This window comes from Natronococcus pandeyae (assembly GCF_008122205.1).
Classification (GTDB): domain Archaea; phylum Halobacteriota; class Halobacteria; order Halobacteriales; family Natrialbaceae; genus Natronococcus; species Natronococcus pandeyae.
The window spans coordinates 1-15800 of sequence record NZ_PHNJ01000015.1 but is presented as its reverse complement, the minus strand read 5'-3'; the positions used below and the strand labels follow the sequence as shown (position 1 = coordinate 15800).

Sequence of the window (15800 nt, the reverse complement as noted above, 5' to 3'; positions counted from 1 at the left end):
TCTCTGATCGTTCTGCTGACAACGAAACCGTACGGCGTGGATCGTTACTGCGTTCCGGCCCGATAGCGCTCCTCCCAGCGCGGCCCCGCGCGACTCGAGAGGACGTAGCCGACGACGCCGAACCCGACTCCGGTGCAGACGAGCGCCGCGGCGAGTTCCGTCGAGGGCGGGACGACGACGAAGCCCGCGACCAGCGTCGGGACGAGCGCGACGGCGACGCCGACGGTGAACAGCGCGAAGCGGACGGCGTCGAAGAGGAACTCGTTAGGGTCGAAGCCGGCGACGTAGACGGTGAGCCCGTAGTAGTACAGCGCGTAGCCCGCGAGGATCGCCGCGCCGGCGACGGCGTCGAAGAGCGTCGCCTCGAACCAGACGACGGCGACGAGGTACGGTAGCGCTGCGGTCGGCGCGCCGACGGCGACAAACGCGGTTCGCTTCGCCCGGAAGACCGCGGCGATCGAGACGGGGTAGGCGAGGTAGGCCTCGAGCGAGTCGAACTGGGTGAGCCAGTTGTACGTCGTAAACGCCGAGAGACCGAGCACGCCACCGAAGAAGATCCCCGGCGCGGGCTCGATGCCCGTAATCTCGCGGACGAGGCCGACCATCGCAGCCACGAGGGCGAACAGGATGCTCACCGAGACGAACGGCTTCCAGACGCCGCCGGAGGAGCGCGCGAGGTCGAGCAGCGCCTTCGCGACGAGGGCGTCCTGGCCGACCGGCAGGGCGTCGCTGATCCGCGCGAAGCGATCGCTCGCGGTTCGCGAGGGACGGCTGTAGGCAGGATCGTACGCGACGAGCGAGACGATACCGACAAAGACGGTGGTGAGCGCGAGGCCAGCAACGGCGGGCCACGACCCGTGGAGCGGAACGAGCGCGTCTCGAGCGCTCGCGGTGTGACCGGTCACCCCCACGCCGACGATCACGGTCAGCGCAGCCAGGGCGATCCCCCACGTCGGAACGCCGCGGGTCCGGGCGGCGATCATCGCGACGGTCAGGACCATCCCGGCGGCAAAGGTCAGCGAGAGGGAGAGCCAGAGCGCCCCGACGGCGACGGGGAGGTCGGCCGAGAGGCCGACCAGCGGGACGACGGCGACCGCCATCGGCAGCACGAAGACGAGGCCGTAGAACAGCCCGTCCTTCAGGAGGAAGACGCCGAGCATCCGCCGGCGCGACAGCGGCAGCGCGGTCGCCGTCGAGAGCACGAGCGAGAGCCGGCCGAAGACGTTCTCGAGCATGTCCGACCCTGCGAAGCCGGCCGTGCCGCAGTAGAGCCCGAAGCCGAAGACGAGGAGGTGGAGGCCGTCGACGATCGTCCGCGCCGCGGTGCCAGTCTCGACGAGCGCAACCGACGCGCCCAGCGAGAGGGCCGCGATCAGGAACGGGAAGCAGACGAACCGCCAGCCGCCGAACAGTCGGGTGTGGAGTCGCCACTCCTCGCGAGCGAGCGCGAAGAAGATCGTCCAGCCGACGCGATTGCGACCCGTCGTCATCGTTGGGCCTGCGCCACCGCCGGCGTGTCGCGAACGGCCTCACCCTCGACGTGCTCGAGAAAGACCTCGAGCAACGGCTCGTCGGTCGTCCCGACCGAGCGCTCGGTCACGATCCGGCCGTCGGCGACGATCCCGACCCGAGTACAGATTTCCTCGGCGACCTCGATGTTGTGCGTCGAGACGAACACCGCATTGTCGTCCGCGGCGTAGTCGACGAGAAACCGCTTGACCTGCTCCTGGACGAGCGGATCGAGGTTCGCCAGCGGCTCGTCGATGAAGACGACGTCGGGGTCGTGGAGGAACGCCTGGGCGAACATCACCTTCTGCTGTTGCCCCCGGGAGAGATCGGTGTGGAGCGTCTCGAGTTTGCTCTCGAAGCCGAGTCGCTCCGCCCAGATCGCGGTCCGTTCCTCGACGGTCGCGGGCTCGAGGTCGCGAACCCGGCCGACGAACGCGAGGAACTCGCGGGGCGTGAGAAAGCTCGGCGGCGACTCCTGTTCGGGCAGGATCCCGACCCGGCGTCGCGTCTCGATCGGCTCTTCGACCGGGTCGGTCTCGAGCACGCGGACGGTTCCCTCGTCGGGTTCGATCTGCCCGGTCAGCGCCCGGATCGTCGTCGTCTTCCCGGCCCCGTTCGGGCCGAGAAAGCCGAACAGTTCGCCGCGCTCGACGCGAAATTCCATGCCGTCGACCGCGCGGACGGCGTCGTAGGACTTTTCGAGTCCGTCTACCTGGATGACACCCATCTGATGGAGAGACTTTCACGATAGCCGATAATAACTGTGCCGACAGCCGTAGAATCAACGTGCTTCGAACGCGTCCGGCGTGACGGGATCGTGGCCGCTCAGAACTCGGTACCGCGTCGCGCGCGCTGGCCGTCCTCGATCGGGTGTTTCACCTTCCGGACGTTGGTGATCAGGTCCGCGCGATCCTCGAGGTAGGTCGGCTCCTCGTGGCTCCCGGAGAGCACCAGTTCGAGGTCGTCGGGTTTGGCGTCGATCAGGTCGTGGACGTCGCCCTCGCCGATCAGGCCCCGGTCCGCCGCGTACAGCACCTCGTCGAGGACGAGCATGTGCACCCCGTCTTCGGGCTCGGCGTCGAGGTCGATCGGTGCCGAGAGATCGGTGTCCGCGGCCGCCTCGAGCAGTTCGTGGGCGCGCTCGAGACCCGCCTGAGCTTCGGCCTCGTGGTCCGCCTCCTCGCTGCCGTCGGCCATCCCGTGCCAGCCGTAGTGACCGAGGTTCTCGTAGCTGAATCCCGGCAGGGCGGCGATGGCGTTGTACTCGCCGCGGACGGCGTCGACGCTCGAGGCACCGCCCTTCATGAACTGGAGCATGTGGACGCGGTAGCCGTGTCCCGCCGCTCGCATGCCCATTCCGAGCGTGGCGGTCGTCTTCCCCTTGCCGTCGCCCCACCAGACCTGCACGAGGCCGAACTCCTGGGGTGCGGCGGGTTCGATGCGTTCGGGTTCGGGCGTTCGTCCCTGCCCCGGCGTGCTCTCGACGACGGAGTCGGACGACTGGTCGTCGCTCATACGGTGAGCCTCGCTCGCCTCCTACATGTAGATGCCACATCGCCTTCCGGCGGTCCGACCAAACGTGTCTTTAGGCTTCGTTCCCAATCCGGTGGTACTCGTATGCCACTCGAGTTCTCCTCGTCGGACGACGCCCCAGCGCGGGAGCACGTCCTCGGCGTGCTGACCGACGACGCCTGTCGGGAGATCATCGCGGTCCTCGAGGAGCCGCTGACCGTCCCCGAGGTCGCCGACGAGATCGAGCGCCCGCTCTCGACGACCTACCGCAAACTCGATCGGCTGACCGACTCCGGACTCGTCAAAAAGACTGGCGCCCGTCCGGGTCGCGAACAGAAGTCCCGCTACGTCACCGACTTCGATCGGATCGCGATCGACCTCGACGACGCTCGGAATCTCTGCGTCGACGTGGACCGCTCGAACGACGACTCGCTGGCGCTCTGGAAGACGGATCTTTGACCGTTCTGCCGACTCGTCTTCGATACTTCGAAACCGCGCCTTCCGTTAGCCGTCGAGATGCTCGAGCGTCGCGTATCGGCCGGTTCGCCAGCCGGTTGCGATCGCGACGACCGTCCCCACGCAGACCGCGAGAACGAGGCCCACGACGTACACCTCGAGCGGTGTTCGGAGAAGCCGTTCGAAGCCGATGACGTCGGCGGCGAGGTAGTTCAGTCCGCGCGTGACCAGTGGCGTGGCGGCGACGCCGAGCAGACCGCCAAGCAAACCGATAACGAGCCCCTGTGCGCCGATCGTTCCCGCGAGAACCCACCGCGAGAGTCCGATCGCCCGGAGCGCGGCGAGTTCCTCCCGCTGCTGGTAGGCGACGAGCGCGAAGAGGTTGACCGTCAGGACGACCCCGCCGAGGACGGCGAGTCCGACCAGCGTCGCGCCGCTGGCGAGCACGAGCGGGCGCTCCTCGAGCATCGCCTGGACCTGCTGATCGCTCGTCCTGACGTCGTAGGCGGGGTACTCCGCGGCGAGATCGTCCGCGACGGCCTCGCGGTCGGCGTCGTCGGCGACGTCGACCGTGAGGAACGTCGCCCGGTCGGTTCCCGAAGTTCCCGCGATCGCCTGCAGGTCCGCGAACGGCACCGTCGCTGCCGGGCTGCCCAGGTACTGGGAGTGGTGTCTGGAGGTCCCGACGACGGTGAACTCGGTAGCCGCCGCCGTCTCCCTGCTGGTCCCGACGTAGACCGTCTCGCCGGGTTCGATGTCGAGTTCGTCGGCGATCCGTGGATCGAGCACGATCTCGGCCGTCTGGGGCTCGTCGGCGGGCGGTCGCTCGTGCGGGTCGTCGTCCATCGAGAACCCCTCGCCCTCCACGAAGTCGTAACCGCTGTGAGTCGATTCCACGCCGACCGCCGAGTGGCGCTGCAGTTCGTCGGGCTCCGAGCCGATATACACGTCGTTGACCGCGATCGGCGTGGCGCTCCGAACGTCGTCTCGCTCGTGGATCTCGGCTGCGATTCCGTGCGCGCCGACGATCGGATTCTGCGTCCCGCTAGCGGTCGGATCGACCGGATCGCTCGAGATCCAGATGTCGCGATCGGCCGACTCGAGTCCCTCCTCGCCCTTGTCGACGACGCCGACGCCGAGACTCGCGAGCAGTGTCACCGACAGCACCGCGAGCGCCACCGCGATCACGGTCAGCGTCGCGCGTCCGGGAGACCGTCGCAACTGTGCGAGTGCGAGTCCGAAGACGGCGCGGATTCTGCCGAACACTTCGCGACCGCTCATCGTTCCACCTCCGCGAGGATCGTCGTCCGGGCGGCGACCGCGAGCGGATAGGGGACGGCGATCAGCCCCGAGACGAGTGCGACCCCGATCGCGTACGGGACGAACAGGGGATGCATCGCCGCGACGGCCCCCGAAGCGACGGTCGCTCCGGCGACGGCATTGACGACGTGAATTCCCACGACGCCGAGTGCAATCCCCAGGAGCGCGCCACAGATCGTCGTCAGCGCCGTCGAGAACGCCACGATGCCGAGCCGGGTGTGCGTCGGGAACCCGACCGCCGCGAGGATCGCGAGCGTTGCGCGATCCTCGTTGACCGTCATCCCCATCGTCGTCGCGACGAACGACGCACAGATCGCCATCCCCACGATCAGCGCGAGGACGCTCGTCGCGAACGCCAGTCCGTCGTCGAACAGCGAGGAGGGGTTAGTGTCGCCCGTCGATTCGATCCCGGCGTCCGGATACGCGTCGGTGGCGGCCGCGGTCGCCGACTCCGAGTCGCCCCACACCAGGATTCGATCGGCGAGTTCGCCGTCGGCCGCGCCGGACGTCGACTGGAGTTCGCTCAGGTGGACGAGCGCGACCGGCGTCTCGGCGTCGCCACCCGCGGGTTCGTCGACGGCCGCCACGGAGACCGTCGGCGACTCCCCGTCGGTTCGCGCGCTCGAGAGCGTCAGATCGTCGTCGGCCGTCGCGTCGAGTCGCTCGGCAGCCGTCCGGGAGAGGACGACCTCACCCTCTCGCGGCCCGTCGTACGAGCCGTCGGCGTAGTGGGGATCCCCGGGCTCGAGAGCCGCCGTGGAGAGACCCGCGACGGTCCGCGGCTCGTCGTCGGGAACGATCCCCACGAGCAGTACGGTCTCGGATTCGCCGTCGGCCGTCTCGAGGCGAACCGGTTCGGCGAGCACGGGCGAGGCGTGTTCGACGCCGTCCTGGAAGCTGATCGTCTCGGCCCGTTCGTTCGTCGCGCCGAGGTTCGGCTCCTCGACGCCGTCGACGGCCGACAGCGTCCGCTCGTCTTCGGGCGTGATGCGCACGTCGGCGTCGTCCTGGGTCGCGATCCCACCCTCGGCGAGTCCCAGCGCGATTCCGGTGACGAGCAAGAGGAGTGCGATGGTCAGCGCGACGGCGAAGATCGTCGCCACGAGTCGTCCAGACCTCGTTCGTACCGTTCGCTTCCAGAGCCGCGTCGCCGAGAGGCCGGCGATCCCCAGCCAGCGCGTGTGTCGGCGCTCGCGGTCATCCGCCATCCGAGACCACCGTCCCGTCACGAAGCGTGATCAGTCGATCGGCGACGGAGAGTGTGGTATCGTCGTGCGAGGCGACCAGGATCGCCCGGTCTCGACCGAGATCGGTCAGGAGATCCAGGACCGTCTCCCCGGTCGCCGTGTCCAGTTCACCCGTCGGTTCGTCGGCGACGATCACGTCCGGGTCGGTCGCGAGCGCCCGCGCGATCGCGACGCGCTGCTGTTCACCGCCGCTCAACTCGCTCGGCAGGTGAGTGATCCGGTCGCCGAGTCCGACCTCCTCGAGGAGTGCCGTCGCCCGTTCCCGGCGTGCCGACTTCGGGACCCCGGCCTGAACGAGCGGGAGCGCGACGTTCGCCCGCGCCGACAGCGACGAGAGGAGGTGAAAGCGCTGAAAGACGATGCCGACGTGGCGACGACGGATCCGCGTCCGTTCCCGGTCGGAGAGCGTCGTCAGGTCGGTCCCGTGGAGTTCGACCGTTCCCGCCGTCGGTACCAGGAGCCCGGTGACCGCGTGCAGGATGGTCGACTTGCCGCTACCGCTCGGCCCCTCGAGACCGACGATCTCGCCCGGGTCGACCTCGATCGAGACGTCGCGCAGTGCGGTCACCGTCCGCTCGCGCCGAGACCGAAACCCACCGCCGGTTCCGTACTCGTGGGTCACATCGGTGAGCCGAACGGTCGTCGACGCGCGCTCGCCGGGTGCCTCTGATGCTGACGAAACCGTCTTCCGAACTGCCCGGTTGAGTATCGTCACTGGAGTGTCTCACACCGACGAACGTCTCCACCACTCATTGTTTCAGAGACGCTTATTTCCGTCAGGAAACGATTTACCGTCGGGCTACTGACGGATCGATCAGCCGCAAACGGACGTGATTCACCGACGGACAGTTGTCCTATCGAGACAGTTCTCGGTTGGCGAAAGTCGCGGCCCAGGCGGTGAAATCGACAGCTCGAGCCGGAAAAGACGGCGAGCCGCCGGGCCGAAACGTTCTCGTACCGATGATTCTCATCGGTGCAACGATTCGCAGAAACCGCCTACGGCCGGTGACGAACGGCCGTTGTCGAAGCCAGTGCTACTACGGCGAAACGAATCGGCGGAGCGTTACGGACTGTAGTCCGGCGACTGGGCCTCGACCGTGTCGGCGACGTTGTCGAGTTGCTCGCCGATCGTCGCGACGAGGTCGTCGAGCGTGACGATCCCCGTCAGCGTGCCGTCGTCGTCGACGACCGGGAAGCGACGGACGTTGTACTCTTCGATCGCACGCGAGATCTCGATCGCCTCCTCGTCCGCCTGGATCGTCGCGGGATCCGCGGTCATCGCGTCCTCGACCGGGACCGATCCGACATCGTCGTCGTTCCCGTGGATCGCGAGCGCCGCGTCGCGGTCGGTGATGATGCCGACCGGTTCCTCGTCTTCGGTGACGACGACTGCACCGACGTTCTCCTCGGCGAATAACTCGGTCACGGTCTCGAGGTCGTCGTCTCGCTGTGCCGTTACGACTTCTTCCGGTCCGAGATTACCTACAGGCATAGTCGTTTCACCAAAGTGCTGGATCGTTGGTTAACGTGGGGCTTTCTATTGAGCGCAGTTCGGAAAGAGGGGACGTCGACCGCCGATATCTCCCCGCCTGGACCGTCTCTCACCCTGGAACTACCAGATCGGGCGGCCGGCCGGATGCTGCGTGCGTGGTGCTTACACGTGGTGGCGACCTACCGTATGTATGAGAGTCCCAAAACAACTCCGCGATGGCCACACTGACGACGCTGTCGTTCGCCAGATCGAAGACGATGGTGCCAGCGCCATCACGGTCGACTTCGGTCCCGACGCCGCCGACATGTCGATCGACATCATCGACGATACGGTGATCGTCGTCACGAGCGATCGCCAGTTCGAGTTCGACCTCCCCGCCGGGGCGAGTGACGTCACGGTCAAAAACGGCGTGCTGACGATCTCCGAGTAACGGGTCGAGCAGAGCGAGACAGCGGCGTCGGCCCGCCGTTAGCTACTGGAAATCAGCTATCCGATTTTGCGTCGACTCCCATGATGAAAACGCGCCGTTTTGCCGCCGAACACCGACTCTCGCTCGGGCGAGCGCGAACTCGGAGGGCGACCGATTCGAGGTCCGCTATTCAGCGTGGGAACACCGGTTTTCGCGACGATCGCCTCCGCACCGAACGAAGAACTGTCCGCACCGAACGTCGAACTAAAACGGGCATCCGTCTGCAGTGATCGGGCGGCGACTTCAGTCGTCGCCGCTGGCCTCCGGCGCGAATTTCTCCCTGACCTTCTCGACTTTGGGCGCCGCGTGCATCGTGCAGTAGGCGTCGTTGGGGTTCTTTTCGAAGTAGTTCTGGTGGTACTCCTCTGCCTCGTAGAACGTGTCGAGTGGCTCGATCTCGGTGACGATCCCCTCGTAGAGCCCCTCGTTCTCGAGTTCCTCGGCGAACGCCTCGGCCGTCTCGAGCTGGTCGTCGTCGTGGGCGTAGATCGCCGATCGGTACTGTGTGCCGACGTCCGGCCCCTGCCGGTTGCGCTGGGTCGGGTCGTGAATCGTAAAGAAGACCTCGAGTAAGTCCTCGTAGCTCACGGCCTCGGGATCGTACTCGAGCTGAACGACCTCGGCGTGGCCGGTCTTGCCGGCACAGACCGCCTCGTAGGTCGGATTCTCGGTGTGGCCGCCCGCGTAGCCGGAGGTCACCGATTCGACGCCCTCGAGCGCCTCGAAGGCTGCCTCGACACACCAGAAACAACCACCGCCAAACGTCGCTCGTTCCATGTCCGCTCGTAGGTGCTACGCGATGAAAGGTGTGACGGGACGGCGAGTAACGCCGCTGGAGAGTGGAGACAGTGGGAAGCGGCTGCGACCGGGCGTGTCGCTCGAGGCGACCGCCGGTCCGTTCGACAGCCCGGTCCACCTCGTTCTCGGGGCGTTCCTGTTGCTCGGGTTCGTACTCGGTGCGGGCCTCGTCCAGAAGGCGAGACGGCGGGGTCTACTGGCGTAGTCCGCGCTATCCTCCAGCCGTTCGCCACGTCAGCAGCGCGCCGTCACCGAGTCGTTCGAGGTTGGTGAGTTCCAGCGTCGGGAACTCGGCAGCGAACCCCTCGCCGTCGGCCAGCGTCGGCGCGTCCCGGCCGCCGATCACCTTGGGGCCGACGAACACTCGCAGTTCGTCGACGAGACCAGCCTCGAACAGGGAGAAGATGAGTTCGCCCCCGCCCTCGACCATGATCCGCTCGAGACCCTGTTGCTGGAGCGTCGCGAACGCCCGCAGGAGATCGACGCGGTCGTCACCGGCCGTGACCAACTCGGCTCGTCCAGCGAGATCCATCCGGTTATCGATCGGGGCAACCTCGCTCACGCAGACGTAGGTCGTCGCCGCATCGTCGAGGATCGCCGCGTCGATCGGCGTGCGTGCCTTCGAGTCGACGACGACGCGCGCAGGGTGGTCGGCCTCGCCGGCCTCGCGGCGTTCCGCGATCAGCGACTCGTCCTTGACGGTCAGGTGCGGATCGTCCGCGAGGACGGTTCCGACGCCGACGACGATGGCATCGCTGTCGGCCCGAAGCTGATCGACGCGGGCGAAGTCCTCGTCGCCGCTGATCGCGATCTGTTCGCGGCGTCTCGAAGAGAGCTTCCCGTCCGCACTCATGGCGGCATTGACGACGACGTGCATGCGCTCACGTTCGGTGCTCGGTCTGATAATTGTTCGTCACCGGCTCCGGCGCGGATCGTCGCTCGAGCCGAGCAGGATCCGATAGACGATGTAGCCGACCAGAAGCGCGAAGCCGAACGTCGCGACGGTTTCGGCGAACCAGATCGCGGCGTACAGCGCCCGCGTGAGGATCCGAACAGCCACGAGTCCACCGAAGATCAACACGACGAACGCCAGTCCACCAAGCGCCGCCCCAACGCGTTCCATATTCGCCGTTCGATCGGTAACGGGATGAACGTACTGCCTCGTCGGCGGCTCGAGGCCATCTCCGCGCGTTTTCACTTTCACTGCGTTGCGGGAACGCTTTTGAACCCGCCACTCGAAAAGCCGATGATGGAACTCGACGATCATGCCGAGGATCTCGCCTCCGACCTCGGTGTCGACAAAGAGGAGGTCAAATCCGACCTGCAGAACCTGGTGGAGTACAGCGTCCCGGTCGACGAGGCCAAACAGAGCCTCCGCCGGAAGTACGGCGACGGGAGCAGCGGCGGCGGCGGTACGCCGTCGGCGAAGAACGTCGCCGACATTACGCCCGACGACGGCAACGTCACGGTGACCGGCGTCGTCCTCACGGCGGGGAAACGATCGATCCGCTACCAGGGCTCCGAACACGTCATCGTGGAGGGGCGCCTGGCGGACGAAACCGGCGCGATCGATTACACGGCCTGGGAAGACTTCGGCCTCTCGCCGGGCGACACGATCACCGCGGGCAATGCGGGCGTCCGGGAGTGGGACGGCGAACCCGAACTCAACCTCGGCGAGAGCACCGCGCTCTCCTTCCAGGACGAGACGCCCGAGATACCGTACGAGATCGGCGGCGAGGCACAGCTCGCCGACCTCCAGACGGGCGACCGCGCGGTCACCATCGAGGTCACGGTCGTCGACTGCGAGCGCCGGACGATCGACGGCCGCGACGGCGAGACCGAGATCCTGAGCGGCGTCTTCGGCGACGAGAGCGGGCGCCTCCCCTTTACGAACTGGGATCCGGCCCCGGAGATCGAGGAGGGCGGCTCGGTTCGCATCGAGAACGCCTACGTCCAGGAGTTCCGGGGTGTCCCCGAGGTGAACGTCTCCGAATTTTCGACGGTCAGCCGCCTCGAGCGCGAGATCGACGTCGGCGCTGACGCGACGACGATGGACGTCGGCGAAGCCGTCCGAACGGGCGGCGTCTACGACGTCGAACTCGTCGGCAACGTGATCGCGGTCCGGGACGGCTCCGGGCTGATCCAGCGCTGCCCCGAGTGTTACCGGGTCGTCCAGAAGGGGCAGTGCCGGACTCACGGCGACGTCGACGGGATCGACGACCTTCGCGTGAAGGCGATCCTCGACGACGGCACCGGGACGGTCACCGTCGTCCTCGACGACGAACTGACCGAGGACGTCTACGGCGGCACCTTAGATGACGCCCTGGACCAGGCCCGCGAGGCGATGGACCAGGAGGTCGTCGCGGACACGATCCGCGAGCATATCGTCGGCCGCGAGTACCGCGTTCGCGGTCACCTTTCGGTCGACGAGTACGGCGCTAACCTCGACGCCGAAACCTTCGAGGAGAGCGACGACGATCCGGTCGCCCGTGCATCGGCCTTCCTCGAGGAGGTGGACGCATGAGCACCAACGGCAACGACGACGGCGAGGAGGAGATTCCGGGCCGCGAGATCGCCTACCGCGTCTTCGCCGCCGAGTACGACGACGCCTCGCTCTCGTACGCCGAGAGCGACGAGGAGCGAGCGCCCAACTACGTGATCACGCCGACCGGCGCACGACTCAACCGACTGTTCGCCGTCGGTACGCTCACGGAGGTGACGTCGGTCAACGACGAGATGGTCCGCGCCCGCGTCGTCGACCCGACGGGCGCGTTCGTCGTCTACGCCGGCCAGTACCAGCCGGACGAACTGGCGACGCTCGAGCAACTCGAACCGCCCGCGTTCGTCGCCGTCACCGGCAAGGCGCGCACCTTCCAGCCGGATGATTCCGACCGGGTCTACACGTCGATCCGGCCGGAGTCGATCGCGACCGTCGACGCCGATACGCGCGACCGCTGGGTGGTCAGCGCGGCCGAGCAGACGCTCGACCGGATCGGCACCTACGCTGTGGCTGCCGACCTGGAAGCCGACGGTGAGGCTCTCGCGGATGCGCTACGCGAAGACGGCGTCGAGTCCGGCCTCGCGGACGGGATCCCGCTCGCCCAGGACCACTACGGAACGACGCCGGCGTATCTCGCCGCCCTGCGCGACTGCGCCCTCGAGGCCGTCGAAGTCGTCGCGGGCGATCGCGATCAGGTGAGCGGCCTCACGATCCAGCCCGGCGGATCGAGTCCGGAGTACGAGACGACGTTCGGCTCGCTGGCCTCGCTCGCCGGCGTCGACGTCGATTCGGGTCCCGCTGAGACCGACGCACAGCCCGACCCCGTCGCGGCGACGGCCGGCGGGAGCGAGCCGGAATCGATGTCCGCGGCCACGGCGGACGAGTTTTCCGCGGCGGACGACGTCCCGACCGATACCGCCGGCGACGATCCCTCGTTCGAGGCCGGCGACGAGACCGACGCGGAGACGGAGACCGAGGAGGCCGACACGAGCGACACGACGATCGACGTCGACGCTGAAGGGACGACGACCGACGCCGACGAGACGACGGACGATGCTGCGGCGGATGCAGCCGCGGAGACCGTCGAGTTCGACGAGGACGACCAGCCCGACGCGTCGGGCGCGTCGGACGAGACGGACGACGACCTCGGTGACTTCGACGGCGGCGGTATGTACGAGATGGACGACGACGAGCGCGAACAGCTCGAGGAGGAGTTCGGCGCCGAGTTCGCCACGGGAACCGAGGTCGACGACCCCGGCGAGAGCGACATCGACGTGCCGAGCGGAGAGCCCGAAGACGATCTCGAAACCGAATCCGAACCAGAAACCGACGCCGTCGAGGACGACCTCGGCGAGCCGCCGACGTCGACCGTCGACGCGGACTCGGCCGAGGAGCGCGACGACGAAACGACGACCGAGGTCGAATCCGAACCCGAGTCGGAGGGCGAAGACGCACCGTCGGAATCCGCTCCGGCAGAATCCGAGGCCGAGGAGACGGCCGACGAGGCCGACGATACCGATGAGGACGAGCCCGCAGACGACGTCGACCTGCAGGCGTACGCCGTCGAGACGATGGAGGAACTCGACGACGGCGACGGTGCCGACCGATCGACGCTCGTCGAGACCGTCGCTGCCGACACCGGCGTCGCGGAGGCGGACGTCGAAGCCGCCATCGAAGAGGCGCTGATGGGCGGCCAGTGTTACGAACCGGACGACGAGACGCTGAAGGCGATCTGAACGGACGAGAATGGGATCCGACGCGCATCGTTCGCTGGCCGTCGAACCCGTCCCCGGCGAACCGGCCGCGGTCGCGACCACCGGGGACGAGCGCGCGCTGTTGATCGCGGACTACCACGCTGGCTACGAGGCCGGACTGCGGTACGAACGCGGCGTCGACGTCCCCAGCCACGCACCCGACCGCCGCGACCGACTGCTCGCGCTGCTCGAGCGCACCGACCCCGATCGGCTGGTCGTCCTCGGCGACCTCATGCACTCGATCGGCGACCCTGGCGGCGCCGAACGCGGCGAACTCGAGGTGCTGTTCGAGTCGGCGCCACCGACGCTCGACCTCACCGTCGTCAAGGGAAATCACGACGGCGGCATCGAAGACTGGCTCGAGGATGCGACGTTTCTCCCCGGCGCCGGCACCGCGCTCGGCTCCATAGGCGTCTGTCACGGCCACACCTGGCCGTCGCCCGCGGCGCTCGAGAGCGAGGTGCTCTGTCTCGGCCACGAACACCCCTGCGTCCGTCTCGAAGACGAGGTCGGCGGCAGCCGGGTCGAGCGGGTCTGGCTTCGGGGGCGGCTCGATCCCGGACCGTTTCGCGAGCGTCCCGAGTACGCGGACGTCTCGTGGCTCGAGAGCGACGAGACGCCGCCGCGGCTGGTCGTGGTGCCGGCGTTCAACGGACTCGTCGGCGGGACGTGGGTGAACGTTCCGGGTCAGTCGTTTCTCTCGCCGTTCCTGCCCGAGGGGCTCGCGGACGGCGAAGCATACCTGCTCGACGGGACTCGGCTCGGCCCCTACCGGTCTATCTGATCCGCTTGAGCGCCGTCGTCCCCACGGATTGGGAACCAGCCGAACCGTTAGGACGCTCGTTCTCGGAGCATCCACTACGTAGCTATGCGTGATCCGTTGCTCCCCTCGCTCGACAGACCGATCCATCTCGTCGGGGACCGGCAGGTGACCGTCACCGAAGCCGATCTCGTCGAACTTCCGCTGCGGAGCCGCGAGATCGAGATCGTTTGCGCTACCGGCGACCGGTACACCGAGCGCTGGCAAGGGATTCCGATACCGGAACTGCTCGACCTGATGGACCCTTCGCCGGAGACGACGCACCTCCTCGTCGACTCCCGCGACGGACACCGGGTCTGTATCGATGTCGAAACGGCGCTCGAGGGGCTTCTCGCGGTCGCCCGCGACGACGACCCGCTTTCGACGATCGGCGACTACGAGACGCGGTTCGTCGCGACCGGAGCGACAGGTCCGCGGACCGTAAAGGGCGTCGCACACATCGAAGCGAAAACGCTCGCGCCGGACGATGATCCGGAGACCTACGAGCGGCTCGCGCCGCCGGAGTGACCGTTCCGAGGAGGCCAGCGCACGAAAGCCGAATCACCATTCACCAGCCGAGAAAACACCGGAATATGACGATGGAAACGTACCGACTCGAGGTACGGGAAACGGACGCATCCGGAATCGACGCGGATGTCTACGGCGGGGACGATCTGATCGAGGAATCGACGCACGTCTCCTACGACGACTTCGACTTCGAGGTTCCGGACGGACGGGAGGAGCCACCCTCGAAGAGTGAAGAAATCACCGCTGACGTCATGACGGTCGATCTGCAGATACAGCGCGACGACGGCGGCTTCACGGTTCGACTGCTCGGCGACCGCGACGAGTTGACGGCCGTCCGGATCGACGACGAGGAGTGGAACCTCGACTGAAGTCCGTGACCGGTCGCATTACCGCCGCTTGGTTTTCGACCTGATCTCGTCACCGTCGCGCCACTGGTAATAGTAGTACTCCGTGCCGCCGATCTCCGTGATCGTAACGCTGGCCCGATCCGGGACGTCGGCGGGGAACGACGGCTCGTCGTCGGCCGACGACGCTGACTCGTGATCGGCGCTGGATTCGGCCCACGTCGCGAGATCGTCGACGTAGCTCGCGACGGTCTGGAGGGTCTCGGCATCCTCTTCGCCGAGAGCCTCGAGAACCGCACGAAGCTCCGGATCGAGATCGTTCGGCGGCGCTGGTCGATCGGAATCGTCCATTCGGTCGGAACGTTGGCGTGACGCGGCTAAAACGCTGTCACTCGAGTTGTGTCTGTGCTCTCGACGGAGCGGAAACGAGAGTCCGGCTACCGCACGAGGAGACGGCGGCACTCCGAGAGGGAAAGCGGTCCAGAGGCGACCGGAGACGTCGTACTGGCAGCGGCGGTTAGAACGTCTCGAGGTAGCGGTCGAGTTCCCACTGGGAGACGTCGATCAGGTACTCCTCGAACTCCTCGCGTTTGGCTTCGACGAACTTCTCGCCGATGTGCTCGCCGAGTGCGTCGTAGACGACGTCGTCCTCCTCGAGGGCGTCGACGGCCTCGCCGAGGTTCGACGGCAGCGTCTCGATGCCGTACTCTTCGCGTTTCTGCTCGTCGAACTCGTAGATGTTCTCGCGGACCGGGTCCGGGCACTCGAGGTCGTTCTCGATTCCCTCGAGGCCCGCGTGGATCATCACGGCGAGTGCGAGATACGGGTTACAGGAGGGGTCCGGCGAGCGCAGTTCGACACGCGACGCCGCGGGGACGCGAGCGGCGGGTTTGCGGATCAGTGCCGAGCGGTTGCGGTCGGACCAGGCGACGTAGACGGGGGCCTCGTAGCCGGGGACGAGGCGCTTATAGCTGTTGACGGTGGGGTTCGCGATAGCCGTGATCGCCGGCGCGTGCTCGAGGATGCCGGCGGTGAAGGCGTGTGCCTCCTCAGAGAGGTCGAACTCGTCGTC

19 protein-coding genes and 1 pseudogene are annotated in these 15800 nt (G+C 67.2%); 8 read left to right on the top strand and 12 right to left on the bottom strand.

Annotation, left to right across the window (positions count from 1 at the left end):
* Positions 1 to 44: 44 nt before the first annotated feature.
* The 3 genes from CV102_RS20560 to CV102_RS20550 all read right to left on the bottom strand — a co-directional run bounded on the left by CV102_RS20560 (position 45) and on the right by CV102_RS20550 (position 3024).
* Complete coding sequence (locus CV102_RS20560; RefSeq protein WP_148859901.1) at positions 45 to 1490, bottom strand: hypothetical protein; 1446 nt, start codon at positions 1488 to 1490, stop codon at positions 45 to 47.
* Positions 1487 to 2236, bottom strand: a complete 750-nt coding sequence (locus CV102_RS20555; protein ID WP_148859900.1) for an ABC transporter ATP-binding protein — start codon at positions 2234 to 2236, stop codon at positions 1487 to 1489. Before CV102_RS20555 ends, CV102_RS20560 begins: the two co-directional genes overlap by 4 nt.
* A gap of 98 nt (positions 2237 to 2334) precedes the next feature.
* A complete protein-coding gene (locus tag CV102_RS20550; RefSeq protein ID WP_148859899.1) occupies positions 2335 to 3024 on the bottom strand; it encodes a cob(I)yrinic acid a,c-diamide adenosyltransferase in 690 nt (229 codons plus the stop codon).
* Between the two features lie 102 nt (positions 3025 to 3126).
* On the opposite strand from CV102_RS20550, the gene CV102_RS20545 reads away from it, so the two are divergent.
* Positions 3127 to 3480: a winged helix-turn-helix domain-containing protein gene (locus tag CV102_RS20545; protein ID WP_148859898.1), complete on the top strand. Its 354-nt coding sequence runs from the start codon at positions 3127 to 3129 to the stop codon at positions 3478 to 3480.
* 45 nt (positions 3481 to 3525) lie between these two features.
* Here CV102_RS20545 and CV102_RS20540 read toward each other — a convergent pair whose 3' ends face one another.
* The 4 genes from CV102_RS20540 to CV102_RS20525 all read right to left on the bottom strand — a co-directional run bounded on the left by CV102_RS20540 (position 3526) and on the right by CV102_RS20525 (position 7536).
* On the bottom strand, positions 3526 to 4758 hold the full coding sequence (locus CV102_RS20540; protein WP_148859897.1) for an ABC transporter permease: 1233 nt from the start codon (positions 4756 to 4758) through the stop codon (positions 3526 to 3528).
* Positions 4755 to 6005, bottom strand: a complete 1251-nt coding sequence (locus tag CV102_RS20535; RefSeq protein WP_148859896.1) for an ABC transporter permease — start codon at positions 6003 to 6005, stop codon at positions 4755 to 4757. The genes CV102_RS20540 and CV102_RS20535 overlap by 4 nt, the downstream gene beginning before the upstream one ends.
* Positions 5995 to 6759, bottom strand: coding sequence for an ABC transporter ATP-binding protein (locus CV102_RS20530; protein ID WP_394349510.1), 765 nt, complete (start codon positions 6757 to 6759; stop codon positions 5995 to 5997). Before CV102_RS20530 ends, CV102_RS20535 begins: the two co-directional genes overlap by 11 nt.
* A gap of 348 nt (positions 6760 to 7107) precedes the next feature.
* A complete protein-coding gene (locus CV102_RS20525; protein WP_148859895.1) occupies positions 7108 to 7536 on the bottom strand; it encodes a CBS domain-containing protein in 429 nt (142 codons plus the stop codon).
* Positions 7537 to 7726: 190 nt separating this feature from the next.
* Between CV102_RS20525 and CV102_RS20520 the strand changes: the two genes are divergently transcribed.
* Positions 7727 to 7966: a DUF7127 family protein gene (locus CV102_RS20520; protein ID WP_148859894.1), complete on the top strand. Its 240-nt coding sequence runs from the start codon at positions 7727 to 7729 to the stop codon at positions 7964 to 7966.
* Positions 7967 to 8248: 282 nt separating this feature from the next.
* Here the strand turns inward: CV102_RS20520 and msrA are convergent, their stop codons facing one another.
* A complete protein-coding gene (gene msrA, locus CV102_RS20515) occupies positions 8249 to 8782 on the bottom strand; it encodes a peptide-methionine (S)-S-oxide reductase MsrA (protein WP_148859893.1) in 534 nt (177 codons plus the stop codon).
* Between msrA and CV102_RS26180 the strand changes: the two genes are divergently transcribed.
* Positions 8781 to 9008 carry a hypothetical protein gene (locus CV102_RS26180; protein WP_187433058.1) on the top strand — a complete coding sequence of 76 codons (228 nt, stop codon included), beginning with the start codon at positions 8781 to 8783 and terminating at the stop codon, positions 9006 to 9008. The genes msrA and CV102_RS26180 overlap by 2 nt on opposite strands.
* Positions 9009 to 9014: 6 nt before the next feature.
* Here the strand turns inward: CV102_RS26180 and CV102_RS20505 are convergent, their stop codons facing one another.
* Complete coding sequence (locus tag CV102_RS20505) at positions 9015 to 9680, bottom strand: 2,5-diamino-6-(ribosylamino)-4(3H)-pyrimidinone 5'-phosphate reductase (RefSeq protein ID WP_148859892.1); 666 nt, start codon at positions 9678 to 9680, stop codon at positions 9015 to 9017.
* Positions 9681 to 9716: 36 nt separating this feature from the next.
* The gene (locus CV102_RS20500; protein WP_148859891.1) at positions 9717 to 9926 is read right to left on the bottom strand and encodes a hypothetical protein; all 210 of its coding nucleotides are present in this window, start codon (positions 9924 to 9926) and stop codon (positions 9717 to 9719) included.
* A 126-nt stretch (positions 9927 to 10052) separates the two neighbouring features.
* On the opposite strand from CV102_RS20500, the gene CV102_RS20495 reads away from it, so the two are divergent.
* From CV102_RS20495 to CV102_RS20475, 5 genes are all read left to right on the top strand, one after another.
* Positions 10053 to 11327: a Single-stranded DNA binding protein gene (locus tag CV102_RS20495; protein ID WP_148859890.1), complete on the top strand. Its 1275-nt coding sequence runs from the start codon at positions 10053 to 10055 to the stop codon at positions 11325 to 11327.
* The gene (locus CV102_RS20490; protein ID WP_148859889.1) at positions 11324 to 13039 is read left to right on the top strand and encodes a hypothetical protein; all 1716 of its coding nucleotides are present in this window, start codon (positions 11324 to 11326) and stop codon (positions 13037 to 13039) included. Before CV102_RS20495 ends, CV102_RS20490 begins: the two co-directional genes overlap by 4 nt.
* 10 nt (positions 13040 to 13049) lie before the next feature.
* A complete protein-coding gene (locus CV102_RS20485) occupies positions 13050 to 13841 on the top strand; it encodes a metallophosphoesterase (RefSeq protein WP_148859888.1) in 792 nt (263 codons plus the stop codon).
* An 84-nt stretch (positions 13842 to 13925) separates the two neighbouring features.
* A complete protein-coding gene (locus CV102_RS20480; protein ID WP_148859887.1) occupies positions 13926 to 14384 on the top strand; it encodes a molybdopterin-dependent oxidoreductase in 459 nt (152 codons plus the stop codon).
* 65 nt (positions 14385 to 14449) lie between these two features.
* Positions 14450 to 14752, top strand: a complete 303-nt coding sequence (locus CV102_RS20475; RefSeq protein ID WP_148859886.1) for a hypothetical protein — start codon at positions 14450 to 14452, stop codon at positions 14750 to 14752.
* Between the two features lie 18 nt (positions 14753 to 14770).
* On the opposite strand, the gene CV102_RS20470 is transcribed toward CV102_RS20475, so the two are convergent.
* Complete coding sequence (locus tag CV102_RS20470; RefSeq protein WP_148859885.1) at positions 14771 to 15079, bottom strand: hypothetical protein; 309 nt, start codon at positions 15077 to 15079, stop codon at positions 14771 to 14773.
* A gap of 166 nt (positions 15080 to 15245) precedes the next feature.
* Positions 15246 to 15800, bottom strand: a pseudogene (locus CV102_RS20465) (glutamine synthetase); the annotation flags it as partial.

What these genes read in the sequence shown, in the direction of transcription:
- CV102_RS20540 (WP_148859897.1), bottom strand. Translation starts at nt 4,758, where the DNA reads ATGAGCGGTCGCGAAGTGTTCGGCAGAATCCGCGCCGTCTTCGGACTC.
- CV102_RS20525 (WP_148859895.1), bottom strand. Translation starts at nt 7,536, where the DNA reads ATGCCTGTAGGTAATCTCGGACCGGAAGAAGTCGTAACGGCACAGCGA.
- CV102_RS20480 (WP_148859887.1), top strand. Translation starts at nt 13,926, where the DNA reads ATGCGTGATCCGTTGCTCCCCTCGCTCGACAGACCGATCCATCTCGTC.
- CV102_RS20485 (WP_148859888.1), top strand. Translation starts at nt 13,050, where the DNA reads ATGGGATCCGACGCGCATCGTTCGCTGGCCGTCGAACCCGTCCCCGGC.
- CV102_RS20495 (WP_148859890.1), top strand. Translation starts at nt 10,053, where the DNA reads ATGGAACTCGACGATCATGCCGAGGATCTCGCCTCCGACCTCGGTGTC.
- CV102_RS20560 (WP_148859901.1), bottom strand. Translation starts at nt 1,490, where the DNA reads ATGACGACGGGTCGCAATCGCGTCGGCTGGACGATCTTCTTCGCGCTC.
- CV102_RS20500 (WP_148859891.1), bottom strand. Translation starts at nt 9,926, where the DNA reads ATGGAACGCGTTGGGGCGGCGCTTGGTGGACTGGCGTTCGTCGTGTTG.
- CV102_RS20550 (WP_148859899.1), bottom strand. Translation starts at nt 3,024, where the DNA reads ATGAGCGACGACCAGTCGTCCGACTCCGTCGTCGAGAGCACGCCGGGG.
- CV102_RS20555 (WP_148859900.1), bottom strand. Translation starts at nt 2,236, where the DNA reads ATGGGTGTCATCCAGGTAGACGGACTCGAAAAGTCCTACGACGCCGTC.
- msrA (WP_148859893.1), bottom strand. Translation starts at nt 8,782, where the DNA reads ATGGAACGAGCGACGTTTGGCGGTGGTTGTTTCTGGTGTGTCGAGGCA.
- CV102_RS20545 (WP_148859898.1), top strand. Translation starts at nt 3,127, where the DNA reads ATGCCACTCGAGTTCTCCTCGTCGGACGACGCCCCAGCGCGGGAGCAC.
- CV102_RS20475 (WP_148859886.1), top strand. Translation starts at nt 14,450, where the DNA reads ATGACGATGGAAACGTACCGACTCGAGGTACGGGAAACGGACGCATCC.
- CV102_RS20470 (WP_148859885.1), bottom strand. Translation starts at nt 15,079, where the DNA reads ATGGACGATTCCGATCGACCAGCGCCGCCGAACGATCTCGATCCGGAG.
- CV102_RS20520 (WP_148859894.1), top strand. Translation starts at nt 7,727, where the DNA reads ATGAGAGTCCCAAAACAACTCCGCGATGGCCACACTGACGACGCTGTC.
- CV102_RS26180 (WP_187433058.1), top strand. Translation starts at nt 8,781, where the DNA reads ATGTCCGCTCGTAGGTGCTACGCGATGAAAGGTGTGACGGGACGGCGA.
- CV102_RS20535 (WP_148859896.1), bottom strand. Translation starts at nt 6,005, where the DNA reads ATGGCGGATGACCGCGAGCGCCGACACACGCGCTGGCTGGGGATCGCC.
- CV102_RS20490 (WP_148859889.1), top strand. Translation starts at nt 11,324, where the DNA reads ATGAGCACCAACGGCAACGACGACGGCGAGGAGGAGATTCCGGGCCGC.
- CV102_RS20505 (WP_148859892.1), bottom strand. Translation starts at nt 9,680, where the DNA reads ATGCACGTCGTCGTCAATGCCGCCATGAGTGCGGACGGGAAGCTCTCT.